This is a genomic window from Variovorax boronicumulans, from assembly GCF_019352895.1.
Lineage (GTDB): Bacteria > Pseudomonadota > Gammaproteobacteria > Burkholderiales > Burkholderiaceae_C > Variovorax > Variovorax boronicumulans_A.
Genome location: NZ_JAAAFX010000007.1, coordinates 1 through 19688 on the forward strand (window position 1 = coordinate 1; position 19688 = coordinate 19688).

General features: G+C 66.0%; 15 protein-coding genes. 12 read left to right on the plus strand and 3 right to left on the minus strand.

Annotated elements, in window-relative coordinates:
* Positions 1–60: 60 nt before the first annotated feature.
* Entirely contained in the window at positions 61–1908 is a 1848-nt protein-coding gene (locus K0H49_RS14970; protein ID WP_219213967.1) for a flavin-containing monooxygenase, read from the minus strand.
* Between the two features lie 541 nt (positions 1909–2449).
* Between K0H49_RS14970 and K0H49_RS14975 the strand changes: the two genes are divergently transcribed.
* Entirely contained in the window at positions 2450–3088 is a 639-nt protein-coding gene (locus tag K0H49_RS14975; protein ID WP_219213969.1) for a TetR/AcrR family transcriptional regulator, read from the plus strand.
* A 141-nt stretch (positions 3089–3229) separates the two neighbouring features.
* Here the strand turns inward: K0H49_RS14975 and K0H49_RS14980 are convergent, their stop codons facing one another.
* Together K0H49_RS14980 and K0H49_RS14985 are read right to left on the minus strand one after the other, a co-directional pair.
* Positions 3230–4114, minus strand: coding sequence for an alpha/beta fold hydrolase (locus K0H49_RS14980; protein ID WP_219213970.1), 885 nt, complete (start codon positions 4112–4114; stop codon positions 3230–3232).
* Positions 4111–5262 (minus strand): epoxide hydrolase, encoded by a 1152-nt coding sequence (locus K0H49_RS14985; RefSeq protein WP_219213972.1) that lies wholly within the window; start codon positions 5260–5262, stop codon positions 4111–4113. The genes K0H49_RS14980 and K0H49_RS14985 overlap by 4 nt, the downstream gene beginning before the upstream one ends.
* A 373-nt stretch (positions 5263–5635) precedes the next feature.
* On the opposite strand from K0H49_RS14985, the gene K0H49_RS14990 reads away from it, so the two are divergent.
* The 11 genes from K0H49_RS14990 to K0H49_RS15040 all read left to right on the plus strand — a co-directional run bounded on the left by K0H49_RS14990 (position 5636) and on the right by K0H49_RS15040 (position 19076).
* Complete coding sequence (locus K0H49_RS14990; protein WP_219215443.1) at positions 5636–7195, plus strand: AMP-binding protein; 1560 nt, start codon at positions 5636–5638, stop codon at positions 7193–7195.
* The gene (locus K0H49_RS14995; RefSeq protein ID WP_257624892.1) at positions 7179–7976 is read left to right on the plus strand and encodes an enoyl-CoA hydratase/isomerase family protein; all 798 of its coding nucleotides are present in this window, start codon (positions 7179–7181) and stop codon (positions 7974–7976) included. Before K0H49_RS14990 ends, K0H49_RS14995 begins: the two co-directional genes overlap by 17 nt.
* Before the next feature lie 76 nt (positions 7977–8052).
* Positions 8053–9741, plus strand: coding sequence for an ABC transporter ATP-binding protein (locus K0H49_RS15000; RefSeq protein ID WP_219213976.1), 1689 nt, complete (start codon positions 8053–8055; stop codon positions 9739–9741).
* A gap of 30 nt (positions 9742–9771) precedes the next feature.
* On the plus strand, positions 9772–11409 hold the full coding sequence (locus K0H49_RS15005; protein WP_219213978.1) for a class I adenylate-forming enzyme family protein: 1638 nt from the start codon (positions 9772–9774) through the stop codon (positions 11407–11409).
* Positions 11410–12564: a thiolase family protein gene (locus K0H49_RS15010; RefSeq protein WP_219213980.1), complete on the plus strand. Its 1155-nt coding sequence runs from the start codon at positions 11410–11412 to the stop codon at positions 12562–12564.
* A 12-nt stretch (positions 12565–12576) separates the two neighbouring features.
* Positions 12577–12981 carry a Zn-ribbon domain-containing OB-fold protein gene (locus tag K0H49_RS15015; RefSeq protein WP_219213982.1) on the plus strand — a complete coding sequence of 135 codons (405 nt, stop codon included), beginning with the start codon at positions 12577–12579 and terminating at the stop codon, positions 12979–12981.
* 354 nt (positions 12982–13335) lie between these two features.
* Entirely contained in the window at positions 13336–15027 is a 1692-nt protein-coding gene (locus K0H49_RS15020; RefSeq protein ID WP_219213985.1) for a peptide ABC transporter substrate-binding protein, read from the plus strand.
* Positions 15028–15029: 2 nt separating this feature from the next.
* Positions 15030–15980: an ABC transporter permease gene (locus tag K0H49_RS15025; RefSeq protein WP_219213987.1), complete on the plus strand. Its 951-nt coding sequence runs from the start codon at positions 15030–15032 to the stop codon at positions 15978–15980.
* 16 nt (positions 15981–15996) lie between these two features.
* Positions 15997–16875 carry an ABC transporter permease gene (locus tag K0H49_RS15030; protein WP_219213989.1) on the plus strand — a complete coding sequence of 293 codons (879 nt, stop codon included), beginning with the start codon at positions 15997–15999 and terminating at the stop codon, positions 16873–16875.
* Positions 16876–16947: 72 nt separating this feature from the next.
* The gene (locus tag K0H49_RS15035) at positions 16948–17781 is read left to right on the plus strand and encodes an IclR family transcriptional regulator (RefSeq protein ID WP_219213991.1); all 834 of its coding nucleotides are present in this window, start codon (positions 16948–16950) and stop codon (positions 17779–17781) included.
* Between the two features lie 323 nt (positions 17782–18104).
* Entirely contained in the window at positions 18105–19076 is a 972-nt protein-coding gene (locus K0H49_RS15040; protein ID WP_219213993.1) for an ornithine cyclodeaminase family protein, read from the plus strand.
* Positions 19077–19688 lie beyond the last annotated feature (612 nt).

Consider the following 19688-nt stretch of genomic DNA (forward strand, 5'->3'; position numbering starts at 1 on the left):
CGGCCGAGTCCTGCAGCGTCTCAGCGGTAGCGAAATGTTCTTCGAGTCCGATCTTGCCGTTCATGATGCTTTCTCCTGGTGGTATGGCGCCCGGGCCGAGGCGGGGATCAGGCCCTCGAGCGTGGCTTTGATGAGCAGGGCGGTGACGTGCGAATAGAAGCGGCACATGGTCAAGGTGCCGCCAGCGACATAGAAGCCTTCCTGGCGGGTGCGCACCCACATGTTGCGCAGTTCTCCGTCCTCGCCGAGGCCCCAGATCGGCCCCACGCGCTCGGCGATCTCGGGCCCGAACATGGCGCGCACGCCGGCCTGCAGAGGCTGGTAGCCGGTGGCCAGCACGAGGACATCCGCAGGCATCGAGCTTCCGTCTGTGAATCGGACCTGCGTAGCCTCGACGCACTCGATCTCCACGCCGCTCTTGAGGCCGATCTTCTTTTCAATGATGAGATCCGAAGCGCCCACGTTGATGTAGTAGCCACTGAGGGAGCGCAGCAGCTTCATGAAGAAGCCGGTGTCGTCCTCTCCGTTGTCGAGCATGAAGCCGGCGTCCCGAAGGCCACGTAGAAGTTCCTTGTCGTCGTCCGCCATCGTCTGGCTGAGCGGGCCATGCAGTTGCCTGACCATGTCGAATGGGATCGAGGCGCTCATCAAGTCCGTCTCTTCGATCGGCCGCAGGCGTTCGTTCTGGCGATAGAGCGCATAGGCGCGGGTCGAAGCCGGCTCGAGGCCGACCACCGTCGTCGACGATCGCTGCAGCATCGTCACGTTGGCTCCTCGAAGATGAAGGTCCTGGGCGATATCGTGGGCACTGGTGCCAGCGCCGACCACCAGCACCGACTTGCCCTTCACATCCAGGTCTTCGGTCGGGCCGCTCGAGTGGAACACCTTGCCCTTGAAATCCTGCAGGCCGGCGAGCTTCGGAACGTTCGCGATGCCGCTCGCGCCGATCGCCATGACGACCTGGCGTGGCCTCAGCGTCCGGAACGACCCGTCGGCCCTCTTGACGCGAACCGTCCAGCGCTGGGTGTCCGCGTCGTACTCACCGCCAAGGAACTCGGTGCCGGTCCATACATTGAGTTCCATGCTCATGGCATAGAACTCCAGGAAATTGGCCAGCATGTCTTTGGGGAGATAGACCGGCCAGGTCTTCGGGAATGGCAGGTACGGTAGATGGTTCGTGCAGATCTCGTTGTGCAGCGTCAGCGAGTGATAGCGCTTTCGCCAGTTGTCACCGACGCGCTCGTGCTTGTCGACGATGAGCGTGCTCACCTTGAGCTGCGTGAGCCGTGCTCCCAGCGCAAGCCCCGCCTGACCCGCACCGATGATCAGCACCTCGGGATCGGAATCGTCGAATTGGGCCGCTTTCGTCCGACGGTCGAGCCAGTTCTCCAGGCCTCGATGACCAACGCCCTCGCGTTGGCGATGAAGGAAGGCGTCTTCGGGAAAGGCCTTGAGTTCGTGGAGGGTGGTGAGGAAGTTCAAGGCCTTCCAGCCACCCAACCCGTCCGGATCGAGGACCAGGCGCATGAAGCCACGGCCGTTCGCGAGATGGGTGTCGAAGCGAAAGAAGGCTTCCACCGTCCTGAAGGCGCCGAGCTGTCCGAATTGGGGTTCCTGCGACTCCAGCCGGAAGTCCCTCGCTTCGCAGGAGGGCAGCGTGGCACGCAGTGCCTCGGCGATTCTCGCGGGTCCTCGCTCCGTCACGATGTGCCAGCTGAAGCTCAGGATGTCGCGCCAGTACCCATCGGCATCGAAATGACGCGCCGCGTCGTCGCAGTCCTTCGCGTCGATCGCGGCGTTGAAGCCGTCGAGCCATTGCTGCGCGAGATCCTTGGCCGACGGGTGCTGGTGCGATGGCGTCGGATCTCGCTCGCCAGGTCTCGCCGTGTCAGCGGACTTCTCAACCATATGAAATTCCTTCTGTGTGATGTGTGTCGTTTGCACCTTGCTCGCCCTGCAAAGCCGCCTGTGGTGGGGGCGGACCTCACGGCCTGAACGTCATTGAGTGGCCTGGATGGCGCTCGATCGCCGGTCTTGCGTCGATATTAATCACTGATTAACTCAGTATAGTTCTGACGATCACTGGCAGAAAAGAGCGTCTTCGTCGGGGCTTTCCCTAGGTGATGCAAGTTGTTAATCTGTGATTAACAAAATGAGAATCTGGACGCAATGAAGCGGTGTCGAGGTCGTCGCAAGGGATGGACGGCCGACGCACGAAGACCGTCCGTTTCTTCGCACGCGCCCCTTCGAGCACGGCATTCGGCGTGCGGACGATTCGGGTTACGTGGGTTCTTTCCATGTCCCATCGAGCGCACTCCTCAGGGGAATCCGAGCCTGGTGCGGGGCGAGGCTCATCGCTCGAACGATGTCTTCCGTGCGCTACCATCCCTCATGGCGACCACCTCGAGGATGTGCCGAGGCGCCAGGAGCAAGATGGAGCAGGAACAGCGTGGATCAGAAATCAGTTGCAGACGTACAGAGCCGGCTGCTCAAGGCCGCCACGCATCTCTTCATCAAGAAGGGATACCGGGGCGTCTCGATCCGTGAGATCGCGGAGCGCGCGAAGACGAACTCCGCCTTGATCTCCTACTATTTCGGGGACAAGGAAGGCCTGTTCATCCAGGTATTCAAGACCGTCGCTGCACCGCTCAACGCGAAGCGCGTCGCAAGCTTCGAGAAGCTGGAGGAGGCCGGCGAGATCACGGTCGAGTCGGTGGTGCGTGCCTGGGTCGCACCGATGTTCGAAGGCGCCTCGCTGTCGAAGGAGAGCCCGATTGCAGCGCTGTCGCTGAGCCTGAATGCGGAACATGGAAAGCTCTCCGAAGATCTGATTCTCGAGATCTACGACGTCATCAACCTGCGATTTCTCGCGCTGCTGGAGCGCTGTCTTCCGGAGGTCTCGCGGGAGACGCTTGTCTGGCGCTTGTACTTCCTGGTCGGTGCGATCCTGACCGCGACGCGTCCGCACGGGCGCAGCGTGAAGCGCCTCACCGACGGGCGTGTCACCTCGCAGGATTCGGACGAGTTCATCAACCAGCTCGTTCAGTTCGCCGCCGCGGGATTCCAGGCCAGCGCGCCGACCCGTTGAGCCGGCAAGGCCGGACGCGTCACATGGCGCTTCGAGCGGGCCAATGCTTGCACGGCCTCCGGGAGGTGGCACGGAGCTGTCAGCCGGTCCGACAGCGCAGTGGTTCTCCGTGCGTCACGATCCGCGAAGCGCGACGCTGCATCAGGCGGTCCATCCACGCAATGTGAGCACGGCCTCGGCGAAAGCCTGTGGATGCTGCTGAGGGAGGTTGTGTCCCCCGGCGACGGCACGGTGCGTGTGGCGGCCGACAAACAGGGGCGCGTGGCCGGCCGTGCCACCCGGTTTGAGCGGGTCGGCGGTGCCGTCGAGCGTGACCGTCGGTACCGTGATGGGGGGCTTCTTCGCCAGCAGCGCTTCGAGCGGTCGGAGCGCGGGATCGCCTTCTTCCCGTCCGGCGTTGAAGCGGTAGCAATGGATCACGACAGCAACGAAGTCGGGATTCTCGAAGGCGCCCGCGGAGCGCGCGAAGGTGGCTTCGTCGAAGGCCCAGTCCGGCGACATTTCCCGCCAGAGCATGTGGCACAGCGCGCGCCGGTGCTTCTCCAAGCCATCGCGTCCGCGCTCGGTCTGGAACAGATGCTGGTACCAGTAGGCGCGTTCTAGCGCCGGCTCGACGGCAAACCGCTGTGCGTCCACGTCGATGATGTCGTAGCCCGCGTACGAGACCAGGCCGCCAAAACGCTCCGGCCACAGTGCGGCCGCCACGCAGGACGCGTTGCCGCCCCAGTCGAAGCCGGCGAGCAGGGGGCGCACGAGTACGAGCGCCTCGCACAGTGCCAGGATGTCGGCACCGCGCGCGGCCTGTTGTCCGCTGCGCATCGTGTCGGCGGCGGCGAAGCGGGTGGGCCCGAAGCCGCGTGCATAGGGCACGATGACCCGTGCGCCCGCGCTTGCCAGAATCGAGGCCACATCGTCGAAGGCATGCACGTCATAGGGAAATCCGTGCGACAGCACCACGGGCCATCCGTCAGGCGCGCCGTGCTCGATGAATGCGATGCGCAGCGCAGCAGTGTCGACAAACTTCATCGGATGCTTTCGCCGCCGTGAGGCGTGACGGTGGCGACGAAACGGCGCAGGTCGCGCAGCATCAGCTCGGGCTGCTCCATGGCCGCGAAGTGACCGCCGGTCGGCATGTCGGTCCAGTGCACGATGTTGTAGGCCTTTTCCGCAAACGAGCGCGGGGGTGGCACGAACACGGGATCGGGGAAGGCCGCGACACCCGTCGGCACGCCGATGCGGGTGCCTGCCGGGAAGGCCTGCGAGCCCTCGCGCCGCTTGCCGAGGTACATCCAGGTTGCGGTGACGGCCGACGACGGCGCGACATACAACATGATGTGGGTCAGCAGTTCTTCCTCGGAGAACTTGTGCCACAGGTCAGGGCTGCCGTCGCCGGTCTTCGGCAGATCGGCCCATTGGCCGAACTTCTCGAGGATCCAGCCCGCGACCCCGACCGGACTGTCCGCCATGGCGACACCCAGGGTCTGGGGGCGCGTTTCCTGTTCGTGGGTGTAGCCGCCTTCCAGGTCGAGCAGGGTGTCGCGCCGGGCAACGAACGCCCTCTCCGCAGCGGTGGTCGCGACGATGCCGCAGGGCAGGAGATTGACCATGTTGATGTGGATGCCCCACAGCGAGTCGGGCCGGTCGTGGGCCATCCATCCCGCGATGCCCTGTCCCCAGTCCCCGCCCTGCACGATGAAGCGCGCGGGGCCGAACAGCCGCGCCATCAGTGCGTGCAGGAGCGCGGCGGCGCGACGTGGGCCGATCACGCCCGTGATCGGTTGCGAGAACGCGAAGCCTGGCAGCGAGGGCACGATCACATCATGGCCGTCCTCGGCCAGTGGCTCCATGAGCCGCTCGAACTCGAGGAAGGATCCCGGCCATCCGTGCAGCAGCAGCAGGGGCGGTTTGCCGCCATGGCCGCGAAGGTGCACGAAGTGGATGCGCTCGCCCTGGATGTCGGTCGTGAACTGGGGCCACTTGTTGAGACGCCGTTCAACCCGGCGCCAGTCGTACGCATCGCGCCAGTAGGTGACGAGTCGTCGCAGATCGGCGATGCCCACGCCCGCTTCCCATCCCCCGACATCCGGCAACTGACGCCAGTCGTAGGCATCGACCTTCGCCTGGATGGCGAGCAGTCGGTCTTCGGGGATATCGATCTTGAAAAGCGAGATCATTTTTTCTCCTGGACGGCTTGGCACCAGAAGCTGCCGGCCTGCCGGAAAAGTCTCGCAGTTCCCGTCAAGCCCATGGATCGCCCGTCTGCCAAGCCCATATCGGACGACGGGTCTTGACCGGCACGCGAGACGAGCACCACGGCCCGGCCCCGGTTCCCATTCGGCGTTGGCGCAAGTGAGCGTCCATTCGAACACACGCCAACAAGGATCGGCTTCTCGATCGATGCATCGGCGCACGCCACTGCCTCGTGGACCTTCGACGCGCAGTTTGCGGTTGCGCCATGAAAACGCCGAGTGTATTATTAATCACCACAAGATATTGCAATAAAATACATTGAGCAATGCCATGCAAGACCCGAGCAACAGCAGAGAGATGACCGGCTTTCCATCGCATTTCCAGCAGCGCTACGCGGACGATCGGCTCGACGTCCTGCCTTTGCTGTGGCGGGGCCTGGTCTCGGCGCCCGAGCGATGCGTGATCACGTACGAGGGGCGCGAGGTGCCGGCCGGCGAGATCCGCTCGCGCGTGGCCCGCATGCAGGCCCGGCTGCGGCATGCGGGGATACAGCCGGCGGACCGGGTGGCGGTCATGCTGTCGAACTCCGTCGATCACATCGCCCTGATCTATGCGCTGATGCTGATGGGCGTGGTCTGGGTTCCGGTGAATGTGCGCCTGCGGGGTGCGGGCCTCGCCTACCTCGTCGGCCACTCGCGTCCGGCCTTGCTGGTGTTCGACGCCGAGTTCGCGCCAGCGGTCGATGGCCTGGCGGATGTCACGGCGGTCCCGCTCGAGTCCCTGTGCGCCGAGGCGCCGCTCGCATCGGCCGACATCCAGTGCCGCGGCGTCTCGCACGAGGACACGCTCTGCATCATCTACACCTCCGGCACCACGGGCGCCCCCAAAGGCGTGGTCTTCACCCATCGCATGCTGCGCATCGCCAGCGAAGCCGTGCTGAGGGTGGCTGGCCTGCGAGGGGGCGACCGGGCGTTCCTGTGGGAGCCGCTGTGCCACATCGGCGGGGCCCAGATGCTGATGATCCCTTTCCTCTGCGACGTGCAACTGCATGTCGTGCAGCGCTTCTCCGCCAGCAGGTTCTGGTCGCAGTGGCGGGCCGCCCGGGCCACCCATCTGCACTACCTGGGTGGCGTGCTCGATGTGCTGATGCGGGGGGCCGAGGTCGACCGGATCCGGGTCGCCTGGGGGGCGGGCGTTTCCGCCGCGGCATGGCACCCCATCCGGGAACGATTGGGCTGCGAGATCCGCGAGTGCTATGGCATGACGGAGTGCTCGAGCTTCGCGACGCACAACACCACGGGAACGCCGGGCTCGATCGGCGCCGCGCTACCCTGGATCCGCGTCGAGCTGCTGGACGCGCCCGGCCGCGCCGTCCCCGAGGGCGAGCTCGGCGAGATCGTGCTCTCCAGCGATGTGGAGGGCGTCTTCTTTCCCGGCTATCTCGAGAACCCCGAAGCCACGGCGGACGCCCTCAGGGGCGGCCGCCTGCACACCGGCGACATCGCAAGGCGGCTGCCCAACGGCGAGTTCGCGTTTGTCGGCCGCCGCACCGACAGCATGCGAGTGCGGGGCGAGAACGTTTCGGCGTGGGAGATCGAACGCGTGTTCGCCGAGCACCCTGCCATCGTGGCCGCGGCGGCCGTGGGTGTTGCCGGAGAGATCGGCGAGCAGGACATCCACCTCCACGTCCAGTTCGAGGCCGGCCAGTCCGTGGCATGGGACTCGCTGGTGCGCTGGGCGGCGCCGCGCATGGCGAGCTTCCAGCTGCCGCGCTACTTCTCGGCGGTCGAGAAATTCGAACTCACCCCCAGCGAACGCATCCGCAAGCATCTGCTGCCGAAGACGGCCGCCGGCGCCTGGGACCGCGACACCCATGAAACAACACCTCAGGAGACAACCCTTGTCAGAACCCCATGACCCCATCGTCGTCGAGCGCCACGGGACCGTCGGCCTCGTGCGTCTCAACCGGCCCGAGAAGCTGAATGCCTGGACGGTCGCGATGCGCCAGGACATCATCGAGGCGCTCGGCGGCTTCGAGTCGGACGCCGGCGTCCGCGCGATCGTGATGACCGGCACCGGCGAACGTGCCTTCTGCGCCGGCCAGGACCTCGAAGAAGCCCACGGCTTCACGCCGGACGCCGCCGAGGCCTGGATCCGTGGCTGGGAGGTCTTCTACTCGACGCTCCGGGGCTTGTCGAAGCCCCTCGTCATGGCGCTCAACGGGGTGGCCGCGGGGTCCGCGTTCCAGGCCGCGCTGATGGGGGATGTGCGCGTCGGACATGCCGGTGTCCGGATGGGTCAGCCCGAGATCAACTCGGGCATCGCCAGCATCACGGGGCCCTGGATCATGAACCTGATGCTCGGCATGTCCCGCACCGTCGAGCTGACCCTGACGGGCCGTCTGATGAGCGCCGACGAGTGCCATCGCATCGGCCTGGTCCATCAGCTCGTGGCGCCCGCGGAGGTGCTGTCCCGGTCGATGGCGATCGCCGCCGACCTGGGGGCCAAGCCACCGGTCGCGATGCGCCTGGACAAGGCGCGATTCCGCGAGATGACCGAGCCGACCTTCCGCGAAACCATCGACGCCGCGATCCGTGCCCACCGCGAGTCGTACGAGAGCCAGGAGCCCCAGCGGATGGTGGAGGCCTTCTACGCGGCCCGGGGCGCGACGATCAAGGCGGCAGCCGCGCAAGCGTAGGCCCATGCAGCAAGGACCGGGGTGGACGGGCTTCGCGGCCCGCTTCATTCCGTCGAACCCGGTATTGGAGACACCCATGAATTCGGCTCACGCCACCCCGCTCAAGCACCCGCCCACGAAGACGCTCCCGGTCCTCGATATCGAGGGCCTCGACATCCAGTTGCCCGCCGCGGCCGATCGCGCCTACGCGGTCAAGGATCTGAGCCTGTCGATCCACCCCGGTGAAACCGTCTGCGTCGTCGGCGAATCCGGTTCCGGCAAGTCCTTGTCGGCGCTGGCCACCATGCGCCTGCTGCCGGATGGCGTCCGCGCCACGGCCGGCACCATCCGCCTGAACGGCAAGAACCTGCTCGACCTGTCCGATGCGCAGATGCGCGCGGTCCGCGGGCGCGACATCGGCATGATCTTCCAGGAGCCATTGACCGCCCTGAATCCGGTCATGCGGATCGGCGACCAGATCCAGGAGGTGCTGGAAGTGCACGGCGCGGGCAACCGCGCCAGCCGCCGGGAGAAGACGATGGGTCTGATCTCGGAGGTGGGGCTGCCCGACCCGCAGCGCATCGTCAACGCCTATCCGCACGAACTGTCGGGCGGGCAGCGGCAGCGCGTGATGATCGCCATGGCGCTGGCCCTGGAGCCGAAGCTGCTGATCGCCGACGAGCCCACGACGGCGCTCGACGTCACCACCCAGGCCCAGATCCTGAAGCTGATCGCCGAGCTGCGCAGGAAGCACGACATGGCGGTGCTCTTCATCACCCACGACTTCGGCGTCGTGAGCGAGATCGCGGACCGGGTGGTGGTGATGAAGCAGGGGGAGCGGGTCGAAGAGGGGCGCTGCGCGACGGTGCTGGGCGATCCCCGCCATCCCTACACCCGGCAGCTCATGGCCGCGGTGCCCACCATGGTGCCGCCGCCGCCGCGCGTGCTCTCCGACGAGAAGGCGCTGGTCGTGGCGAGCCTTTTCAAGACCTACGGCCAGCGCAGCTTCTTCGCCGCCAAGCGAACCATCCATGCGGTGGACGACGTGAGCCTGACCCTGCGCCGCGGCGAGACCCTGGGGGTGGTCGGGGAGTCGGGTTCGGGCAAGTCCACCGTCGGGCGTTGCGTGATGCGGCTGATCGAGCCGGACGCCGGCTCGATCCGCGTGGGCGAACTCCAGCTCGAGGGCCTGTCGCAACGGGCGCTGCGCCCGCAGCGCCGCCGTGTGCAGATGATCTTCCAGGATCCCTTCGGCTCGCTCGATCCACGTCGAACGGTCGGTGCGGCGATCTGCGAAGGCATGCTCGCCAACGGCACCTCGGCCAGCGATGCGCGCGCGCGCAGCATCGAGCTGCTGCAGCTGGTGGGCCTGCAGGGCACGGCCGTCGACCGCTACCCGAACGAATTCTCCGGCGGCCAGCGGCAGCGGGTCGGGATCGCCCGCGCGCTGGCGCTGGATCCCGAGGTGCTGATTGCCGACGAGGCGGTCTCCGCGCTCGACGTGTCGGTGCAGTACCAGGTGCTCCAGCTGCTGCGCGAGGTGCAGGCCCGCATGGGGCTGGCGATCCTCTTCATCACCCACGACCTGCGTGTGGCGGCCCAGATGTGCGACCGGATCGCGGTGATGCAAAAAGGCAAGCTGGTCGAGCTCAACACCACCGGCGAACTGTTGGCCAGGCCTTCGCACGCGTACACGCGGTCCCTGCTGGCCGCCATACCGGGTCACGCAACTCCGCCAGCGCTGGTCGACGCCGCCGACCAACGCGGGATGGCTGCGGCGGCCTGACCGCTTCCCGGAACTTTCCATGAGGACTTCATGAATTCAAGCTGGGCCGATCGTCGGCCGACCCTGTGGGCGCGCGTCGAGCACGCGCCGCTCGATGCGAACCTGCCGGCGCTGCTGGACCGGGCCGTGGCGCACCACCCCGAACGCCTGTTCTGGCAATCGATCGATGGTGATGCGCCGCCATTGCGCTACGCCGAGTTCGGACGGCTGTCCCGCCTGTGCGCCGAAGGTCTGCACGCACGGGGTGTGCGAAAAGGCAGCCATGTCGCCTTGATGCTGCCGAATTCTGCCGGCTTCATGCTGTGCTGGATGGCGCTGTGCAGGTTGGGCGCCGTGGCGGTGATGGTCAACACCGCCAGCACGAGTGCCGAGGTCGAGCGCATGCTGACGACCGCCGATGTGCTCTTCATCGTGATCGATCGCGAGTTCCTGCCGGCCTATGAAGGCATCGCGAGCGATCGACGCCTGCCCGAGGGCCATGTGATCGTGCACGGGACGGCGGACGGCGTGCCGCTCGCGGTGGACCAGGTGCCGTGGGACGCGCTGGTGTCCGGAACGGAGACCGGCCAACGGCTGCCCGAGGTGATGCCCGACGATATCGCGAGCATCCAGTTCACTTCCGGCTCGAGCGGTGTGCCCAAGGCCTGCATGCTGTCGCACCGCTACTGGCTCACGCTCGGGAAATCGCGTCTCAGCATGGGCCCGGAGGCGCAGCGGATGCTGATCGACTCGCCCATGTTCTACATGGGGCCGCTCTGGCGCGTGATCGTCGCGATCCACGTGGGGGCCACGCTTTTCGTCGCGAAACGCTACAGCCTGAGCCGGCTCTTCGACCGCATCCTCGAGCACAAGATCGATTTCTGCTCGGTGACCTATCCCGTCGCGAAGCTGGAAGAGGATCCGCGCATCGCGCACTCCGCGCTGAAGTTCGTGACGACCTACGGCCTGAGCAAGGAACTGCATGCCGGCCTGGAGCGGCGGCTCGGCGTGCCCGTGCGCGAGATCTACGGCATGACGGAAGTCGGTTCCGTGCTGTGCATGCCGGTGGAAGACACGAGCATGGTGGGCTCGGGCTCCTGCGGGCTGCCGGCGCCCTTCAGGCGATGCAAGGTCGTCGCGGAGGGCGGGGCCGACGCGCCGGCCGGCGTGGCCGGGGAACTCTGGGTCGCGGGGCCCGGCATCTTCTCCGGCTACTACAAGGATCCGGAAGCCACGGCCAGGTCCTTCGAGGGCGAGTGGTTCAAGACCGGCGACCTCTTCATGCGGGACGAAAACGGCTACCACTACATGCTGGGCCGCATCAAGGACGTCATCCGCCGCAGCGGCGAGAACATTTCCGCCTCGGAGATCGAACTCACGGTCAACGCGATTGATGGCGTCCTGGAGGTCGCGGCCATTCCCGTCGCGGATGCGCTGCGCGGAGAGGAAGTCCAGGTGGTGGTGGCGCGGGCGCCGGGCGAAGCAGGGCGCCGGCTCAGCGCGGAGGCGATCGTCCAGGCATGCCAGGCCGCGCTCTCGCCCTTCAAGGTCCCGCGCTACGTGCAGTTCGTCGATGTGCTGCCCAAGACACCGACCGGAAAGATCGACAAGAACGTTCTCAAACGCGGCGCCTATGGGGCCGACGCTGCCGTGCACGACGCGCGGCCCGACAAGAAAAGGAGTGTCTAGATGAAATCGGATGACGTAGGAATCATTGGCTACGGGAGCTCGGTCTACGAAAAGAACGGCACGCAGCCGACCTTCGCGTACCTGGCGGACGCCGCGGCCGCCTGTCTTGAAAACGCAGGCATTGCGAAGTCGGAGGTGGACGGCATCGCGCTCAGCTCCTTCCACGCGCCGCCGGACAATGCCGTCACGCTGGGCGAGTACCTCGGCATGGAGTTGAACTGGGCGCACTTCTTCACCGCCGCCAGCGCCGGACCGGTGTGCTCGGTGATGGAGGCCATCCGCGCGGTGGAGTCCGGCGTCGCGAAGTGCGTGCTGGTGCTGGGCGGCGACAGCCGCACCATGGACGACTTCCGGCACCTGATCTCCCGCTTCAACTACGCCGTGCAGAACTACGCGGCGCCGTTGAACTTCGGCGGCATGAACGGCTTCTTCTCGATGATCCAGCGCCGCCACATGCACGAGTACGGCACGAAGCGTGAACAACTGGGCCGGATCGCCGTGGCTCAGCGCTACAACGCCTTGCGCAATCCGAAGTCGCTGTTCAAGAAGGCGCTCACGCTCGACGAGTACCTGAACGCACGCATGATCGCGGACCCCATCCGCCTGTTCGATTGCCCGATGCCCGCCTCCGGGGCCGATGCCATCCTGGTGGCGCCGCTCGACCGTGCGCGGCCTGGCAAGGGGGTGCGCCTGCTGTCGGGTTTCCAGCGTCACAACCACCTGCCCGGCGAACTCACGCCCTTGCGTGGCGGCTGGGAGACCTTCAGGGACAAGCTGTTCGACGAAGCCGGCGTGACGCACCAGGAACTGGACCTGGTGCAGCTCTATGACGACTATCCCATCATGGTGTCCATTCAGATCGAGGACCTGGGCTTCTGCCCGAAAGGGGAAGTCGGGCCGTTCCTCGACCGCCACACGTTGAGCTTTGACGGCACCTTCCCGTTGAACACCAGCGGCGGGCAACTCTCGTGTGCCGCGACCGCGGGCGGTGGCGGCCTGATCGGCGTGCTGGAGACGGTGTGCCAACTGAACGGCGAGGCCGGCGAACGTCAGGTGCGCAATGCGCGCACCGGGCTGGTCAGCGGCTTCGGCATGGTGTCATATGGTCATGGCCTTTCGTCGAGTGCCGTGATCCTTCAGAAAGCGGGGAACTGAATGGAATTTCCGATGCCGACCGAGGACTCGGTCAATCGCGCGATGCTCGAAGCCTGGCGCACAAGGGGCGAACTGCTGCTGCAGCACTGCGCCGCATGCGAAGCCGTCATCTACTACCCGCGCAAACGCTGTCCGTCCTGCCTCGGCGGCCGGCTCGAGAACCGGCCTTCGACGGGCGAAGGCCGCATCGTCAGCTTCTCGGTGGTGCACCGCGGCGTGGACGAGGCGTTCCGCCAGCAGGGCGACACCGTGACGCTGGCGGTCGTTCAGACGGATGACGGTCCCCAGCTGGTGACGCGCATCGTCGGCGCGGACCAGGGCAATGTCGGCATCGGGCAGCGCGTCACGCTGTTCGACGGCGCATCACGGGAGGGCCTGCGCTTGCCCGTGTACCGGCTCCTCGGCGCTTCTCGCTAGTTCCGGCAGCGCCGGTGCCGGGAATGCACCGGCGGCAGACGCCATCCGCTGCGCCTGCATCCCCGCCCCTGGACGGCCATTCGCCGGCGTGCGCTGGTGCTTGTTGCCGCCCGGGGCTGTTCCCCTCTTCGTCCGGCACCGCCATCCCGCGCGCGCCCGTTCCATCGCACGCCCGACACAGGGATTTCACCAGTTGAAGAGATTTAAAGTATTTTAATAAAATACTAAATATCGAAACAACCAAAGACGGTTTCATCCCCTTGGAGCCGTGGGCGCTGCGCGATGGGCAACCGGGTTGTCTTTGCGCCGCGATGTCTGGCCTCGAGCGCCATCCAATCCTTACCGGAGCCACTTATGAAGAAAGAACACACCGTTCCTCCGCGGCAGTTGCCCGCCCACGCGTCGTTGACGCGCCGGACGCTGCTGGCATTTCCCGCCGCGCTGCTGGCACCTGCCTGGCTGCACGCGCAGCCATCGACCCTAGATCCCGCACCCAGGACACCGTCCAAAGGGCCAAGGGGGCAGATCGTGGTGGGCGTCTCGCAGGAACCGACGGTCTTCAATCCCCTGATGCCGCGGATCGAGGTCGACCAGGGCGTCTGGTTCGCGCTGTTCAACCCGCTGTGGCGCGCGGAGCCGGACGGCTCTTTCGTGCCCGAGTTGGCGGCGGAAGTGCCCAGCCTCGAGAATGGCGGGATCAGCGCCGACGGCCTGCTCTGGCGCATCCGGTTGCGCAAAGGCGTGAAATGGCACGACGGTGCGGAGTTCACCGCCGAGGACGTGAAGTACACGCTGGAGTTGTTGAACAACCCTTCGTTCAAGGCCTACACCCGACAGGGGCACAGTTTCGTCAAGGACATCACCGTCGTCGGCCCCCATGAGCTGACGTGGAAGATGAGCAAGGCCTTTGCACCCTACCTCGCCTTGCTCACCTGGACCTTCATGGTCCCGAAGCATGTGCTCGGCGCGGCGTCGGATCCCAACATCGCGCCCTTCAATTCCGCACCCATCGGCACAGGTCCGTTCCGCTGGGGAAAAAGAACGGCTGGCCAGGGCGTCACCCTGGAGGCCAACAAGGACTACTTCGGCGATGGCCCCCATGTCGAACGCGTGATCTTCAACTACGTGCCCGACTCCAATGTGCTCTACACGCAGTTCAAGACGGGCCAGATCGACTACATCGGCTACTACGGCGTCGCCGCCCAATACGTCAAGGACGCGATGTCCCTGCGGGATCGAAAAGTCGAGCGGGTCAAATCCGCGCAGGTCGAGTCCATCGTCATGAATTTCGGCAAACCGATCTTCCAGGACAAGGCGGTTCGGCGGGCGCTCTACACGGGCATGAACAAGAAGGCGATCATCGATTCCGTCTACTACGGCCTGCCGCTGGAGACGGAGTCGTTCACGCCCCGCTTCTCCTGGGCATTCAACGCGAACCTGCCCAAGCATGCGTTCGACCCGGCGGCGGGAAACAGCATGCTGGAAGAGGCCGGCTGGATCAAGGGGCCGGACGGGATCCGGGCCAAGGGCGGCCTCCGGCTCGATTTCACGGTGGCCACCGTGTCGGGCAATCCGCAGCGCGAGCAGGTGCTGCAACTGGTCCAGCAGGACTGGAAGAAGCTGGGCGTTGCCATGACGATCAAGACCATGCCGGCCGCGGTCGTCTTCGGCGACTACTACACGAAGTCCCAGTTCGATTGCCTGCTGCTGTCGTCCACCTACGGCACCGGCGCGGACCCCGACCCCACGCAGCGCTTCAGTTCCTCCGCCATTCCGGCCCAGGGCGGCTCGGGCCTGAACTACTACCAGTACAAGAACGCCGAAGTGGACCGGCTGCTGGTGATCGCGCAGACCACCTTCAAGCAGGCGGAACGGAAAGAGGCCTACCAGAAGATCCAGAGCCTGATGCGCGAGGATCTCGCGATTCTCCCGATCTGCACGCCGACGCCGGTGGAGGGCACGAAGGCCAAGCTGGTGGGTTACCAGTCCAACCCCTGCGTGGCGTCCAACAGCTGGAACATCGGCAGCTGGCGCTGGGAAGTCTGATCATGGGCATTTTTCTGCTTCGCCGTCTCTCCACGGTCGCCATCCTGCTGCTGGGTGTGTCGGTCCTGGGTTTCCTGATCCTGAACCTCGCGCCAGGAGGCCCGCTGTCCTTGCTCACGGCGACGGGCGACATGTCGCAGGAGGACATCAATCGCTTGGCCGCCCAGATGGGTCTCAACGACTCGCTGCCGGTGCAGTACATGCGCTGGGCGGGAAATCTGCTGGCGGGCGATTGGGGCCGGTCCTACCGCGACCAACTGCCGGTGCTCGAGATCATCGCATCGCGACTGGGGGCCACGCTGCTGCTGATGCTCACCGCCACGGGCATCGCCGTGCTGCTGGGCACCTGGATCGGTGTCATCAGCGGCGTTCGCCGCGGTGGCCTGTTCGACACCCTGACCTCGGTCTTCTTCGTCGCCCTGGTGTCCATTCCGACCTTCTGGCTGGGCCTGGTGGCGATCTATCTCTTTTCCGTGAAGCTGGGCTGGCTGCCGGCCGGCGGCCGGGAGACGCCGGGCGACGGTTCGCTGACCGACGTGCTCTCGCACCTGCTGATGCCGGCGCTGGTACTGGCGATGGTGCATGTCGCGATCTGGAGCCGCTACATGCGGGCCTCGGTCCTGGATGCGATCTCGCAGGACTATGTGCGCACGGCGCGGGCCAAGGGCCTGTCCGAAAGCCGGATCCTCTGGCGCCATGTTCTCCCCAATTCGCTGCTGCCGATGATCTCGATCGCGGGCATGCAACTGCCCGCGCAGCTCGGCGGGGCGCTGGTCACGGAAACGGTGTTCACCTGGCCCGGCATGGGGCGCCTGTTCATGGATTCCCTCAACTACCGCGACTACCCCGTGGTGCTCGGCGTGCTGATGCTCACGGCCCTGCTGACCTTGATCGCGAGCCTGATCGCCGACGTCTGCTATGCCATCGCCGACCCGCGTGTCCGGCCTACCTGAACGAGTGAAAGTCGATATGAAAGCTCTGGTTTCATCCGCGCGTGGCATCGAAAAACGCGCCGCCTCGGGCACGCCGCGAAAGAAGAGGGTGCGTGCCTTCTATGCGGCGGCCTTCATTCTTTCGATGATCGTCGCCTGCATCGTGGTGCCGTGGTTGCTGCCATGGTCCGATACCCAGGTCGACATCGTCAACCGGCACCTGCCGCCGGGCTGGGGTCCCCATGTGGCCGGTACCGACGAACTCGGCCGCGACCTGCTGGCCCGCCTGCTGGTCGCGGGGCGCATCTCGATGTCGGTGGGCGTCGGCGCCATGGCCATGAGCGTGCTCATCGGGGTCGTGCTGGGGCTGCTGGCCGGCTTCTATGGCGGTCGCATCGGCAATGCGATCATGCGGATGGTCGACGTGGCGCTCTGCTTCCCCAACGTGTTCCTGATGCTCACGCTTTCCGCCCTGCTGCAACCCAGCGTGGTCACGCTCGTCATCCTCATCGCGTGCACGTCGTGGATGGAGATCGCACGCGTGGTGCAGGCGCAGGTCTCTTCACTGCGCGAGCGCGAGTTCGCGCTCGCCGCCAAGTCCGTGGGCTGCAAGGACCGGCACCTGATCTTCAAGGTGCTGCTGCCGAACACGATGCCGACGATCCTGGTGGCCGCCACGCTCAACGTGGCCCACGCGATCCTGGCGGAGAGCTACGTGAGTTTCCTGGGCTATGGCGTGCAACCGCCGACGCCGAGCTGGGGCAACATGCTGAACCAGGCCCAGGGCTACCTCGAGTCGGCGCCCTGGATGGCGATCCTGCCGGGCGCGTTCATCACCTTGACCGTGCTCAGCTTCCATTTCCTGGGCGAGGGCATCCTCGATCTGTTCGACGTGCGCTCGCGTTCGCGCGGCTAGCCGACGGGGGCGAGCGCAGGCCGCGGTCCGGCTGAGGTGCGTCCGAGGTAGTGCAATGCAATAATCGCCGCCATGGCAAAGAAGACGATTCAAACGACGGGCACCAAATCCAGATCGAAGGCAGAGCCGACCCCGGCACCGGTGGAGCCGGGCGCGGACAGCCCCTTGATGGTGAACTCGGTTCAGAAGGCGTTTCGCATCCTCATGGCCTTCAGCCGCACGGAGTCGCGCCTCACGTTGACCCAGATCGTGGACAAGCTGGGGATCGACAAGAGCACGGCGCAGCGTTTCACGCACACCTTGCTGGTCATGGGTTACCTGGACAAGGACCCGGTGACGAAGACGCTGGGTGTGACCGTGAAGCTGGTCGACCTTGCCCACATCTACCTGTCCAGCAATCCGCTCATCGGCGCGGCCATGCCGTACCTGGTCCACCTCAACGGCGAGACCGGCGAGACCGTGAACCTGACGGTGCTCGACGGTACCGAGGTGGTGTTCGTGTCGCGGGTGGTGGGCAACCATCTGTTGTCGACCGGCGTGAGCATCGGAACCCGGCTGCCCGCCTTCGCGACGGCCTCGGGCCTGGCGATGCTGGCTGCGCTCGGCGAGAGCGAGGCCAGGTCGCTGATCGCGGCGAGCGATCTGCGTCCGTTCGCGCCGTTGACCGTGTACGAGCCGGCGAAGATCATGGACCGGTTGAAGACCATCCGGGCGAAGGGATACGCGCTGAGCGTCGGCGATTATTTTCCGAACGACATTTCGCTCGGCGCGCCCATCGTGTCGCGCAACGGGCGCATCCTCGGCGGCATCTCGCTGTCGGGATCGACCGATCGACTGTCCGCCAAGGACGTGGAGTCGAAGTTCTCCAAGCTGGTTTCGGCGGCTGCCAAGTCGGTCATGCTCTAGGTGTGAAGCCTCGCACCTAAGACTTCCAGCAGGGCCCGGCAGCCACGCATCGATGTCGCTGGCCTGACCGCTGCCATCGAACACTGCCTGCCGCCGGCCCGCCGCCGCTCGCTGCACTGGCCGGTTCAAGCGCTCCCACCGCCGTCGCGCCAGTCGATCCCTCGCTACGCCCCCCTCGCAGGGCCGTCGGCGCATCTTCGCACTCCATCCACCGGCACCGCTTGCGCAGGCGGTGGGCTGCCGCATGCCCAGCCGTCTCTTGCATGGGGAAAAGGTCGAAGATATACTTTACTAAAATCTAAAGTATTTCTATTAAATACAATATGACGATCAACACCTCGCTGCTCTATCTCAACGATGCTGACATTGCCCGGCTGCCACTCGACGTCCGCAGCGTACGGACCGCGATCGGCAGAGCGTTCCAGGCCTATGCGGCCGGCGAACTCCGGACCGAAGCGAAGACCTCCATCGCCGTGGGGCCCGGACATGCCTTCCAGAGTCTCGCGGCGGTGGACATGGCCAGCGGCTTCGCCGCCCTCAAATGGGTCGGCATGGTGCCGCCCGGTGGCGCTGCGGCCGTCAACATCAATGCCAGCATCCTGCTTTCCGATGCCGCGACCGGCCAGACGCGCTGCCTGATGGACGGGCGACGCGTGACCGCGTTGCGGACCGCCGGGATGACGGCCATGGCGGCCCGGTACCTGGCCCGAAGCGACAGCACCACGATCGGTTTCGTGGGCGCGGGCGTGCAGGCGGAGAGCCATCTGCTCGCCTTGCGGGACCTGCTGCCGTCGCTGCAGAAGGTCTACGTCTACAGCGGGGCGTCTCCCACGGGCGCGCGCTTCGCGGCGCAATGCGCCTCGATGGAACTGCAGGCGGAAGTCGCGACAGCCCAGGCGACGGTGATGCGCAGCGACGTGGTCGTGACGACCGTGCCCATCGGGCCGGGCTTCGAGCCCTTCATCGACGCGGCCTGGATCCGGCCCGGTGCCTTCGTCGCCGCCATCGATCTCGGCCGTTCATGGCGGCATCCGGGCCTGGAGGCGGTGGACGTCACGGTGGTCGACGAAGAGGCGATGAAGAAGTATGCGAAGCCGGGCAATCTGGTGCCGCCGCTCGGTCATGCGCATGCCACGATGTCGGAGCTGGCGGCACTTCGCCATCCGGGGCGCACCAGCGACGATCAGCGGATCATGCTGTTCAGCAGCGGATCCGCGGTCGCGGACCTGGCCATCGCCACGCTGGCCTACGAGCGCGCGTTGTCCGAGAAGGTCGGCACCTTGCTGCAGAGCTGACCGCCGGAAGGCGCCGGCCCCGCCGGGCGCCCGCGTGTTCCGGCCCTCGGGCAGGCCGGCATCCGCACAACGCCGTCTCGATGTTGCCATCCGACGCGCGACACGAAGGCCCGGCCTGCCGCGCCGGGCCCTTTCTTCCCACACCCCAGCGCTTCGAGATCGCTGCATCCATCGCCCCGCCGAGCGCGTCTGCTCGATGCGTCCACCTTCGCGCATGACGCGAGCTGCGCCCACGCCTGCTGCACAGGGCCGTGCTGCGGCCGCCCGAGGCGTCTTCGGGCCGCGCTGCGTGCGCTGTTGCAACCGTTCGCCATTCAAGCTAAAGTAGCGTTATGTACAACATGATATTACATGACAATACTTGAACCTGAGCGAGGGCCTGCTCTCCGCGCCTGCTTGCGCGCGCAGGCAGGCCGCGGCCATCGCAGCAAGAACGCCGCGGGGTGGACACCATGGCACTGATCGAGCAACTGAAATCGATGCTGGGTGCCTCCGCTGTGCTCACCGATCCATCGGAGACCGAAGCCTTTGTCCAGGATTGGCGCGGCCGCTACCGTGGCCACGCGTGTTGCGTCGTGCTGCCGGCCAACACCGGCGAGGTGGCGCGGATCG

Coding starts and splice junctions, on each gene's coding strand:
- K0H49_RS14970 (WP_219213967.1), bottom strand. CDS start 1,908: ATGGTTGAGAAGTCCGCTGACACGGCGAGACCTGGCGAGCGAGATCCG.
- K0H49_RS14980 (WP_219213970.1), bottom strand. CDS start 4,114: ATGAAGTTTGTCGACACTGCTGCGCTGCGCATCGCATTCATCGAGCAC.
- K0H49_RS14985 (WP_219213972.1), bottom strand. CDS start 5,262: ATGATCTCGCTTTTCAAGATCGATATCCCCGAAGACCGACTGCTCGCC.
- K0H49_RS14990 (WP_219215443.1), top strand. CDS start 5,636: ATGACCGGCTTTCCATCGCATTTCCAGCAGCGCTACGCGGACGATCGG.
- K0H49_RS15000 (WP_219213976.1), top strand. CDS start 8,053: ATGAATTCGGCTCACGCCACCCCGCTCAAGCACCCGCCCACGAAGACG.
- K0H49_RS15005 (WP_219213978.1), top strand. CDS start 9,772: ATGAATTCAAGCTGGGCCGATCGTCGGCCGACCCTGTGGGCGCGCGTC.
- K0H49_RS15010 (WP_219213980.1), top strand. CDS start 11,410: ATGAAATCGGATGACGTAGGAATCATTGGCTACGGGAGCTCGGTCTAC.
- K0H49_RS15015 (WP_219213982.1), top strand. CDS start 12,577: ATGCCGACCGAGGACTCGGTCAATCGCGCGATGCTCGAAGCCTGGCGC.
- K0H49_RS15020 (WP_219213985.1), top strand. CDS start 13,336: ATGAAGAAAGAACACACCGTTCCTCCGCGGCAGTTGCCCGCCCACGCG.
- K0H49_RS15025 (WP_219213987.1), top strand. CDS start 15,030: ATGGGCATTTTTCTGCTTCGCCGTCTCTCCACGGTCGCCATCCTGCTG.
- K0H49_RS15030 (WP_219213989.1), top strand. CDS start 15,997: ATGAAAGCTCTGGTTTCATCCGCGCGTGGCATCGAAAAACGCGCCGCC.
- K0H49_RS15035 (WP_219213991.1), top strand. CDS start 16,948: ATGGCAAAGAAGACGATTCAAACGACGGGCACCAAATCCAGATCGAAG.
- K0H49_RS15040 (WP_219213993.1), top strand. CDS start 18,105: ATGACGATCAACACCTCGCTGCTCTATCTCAACGATGCTGACATTGCC.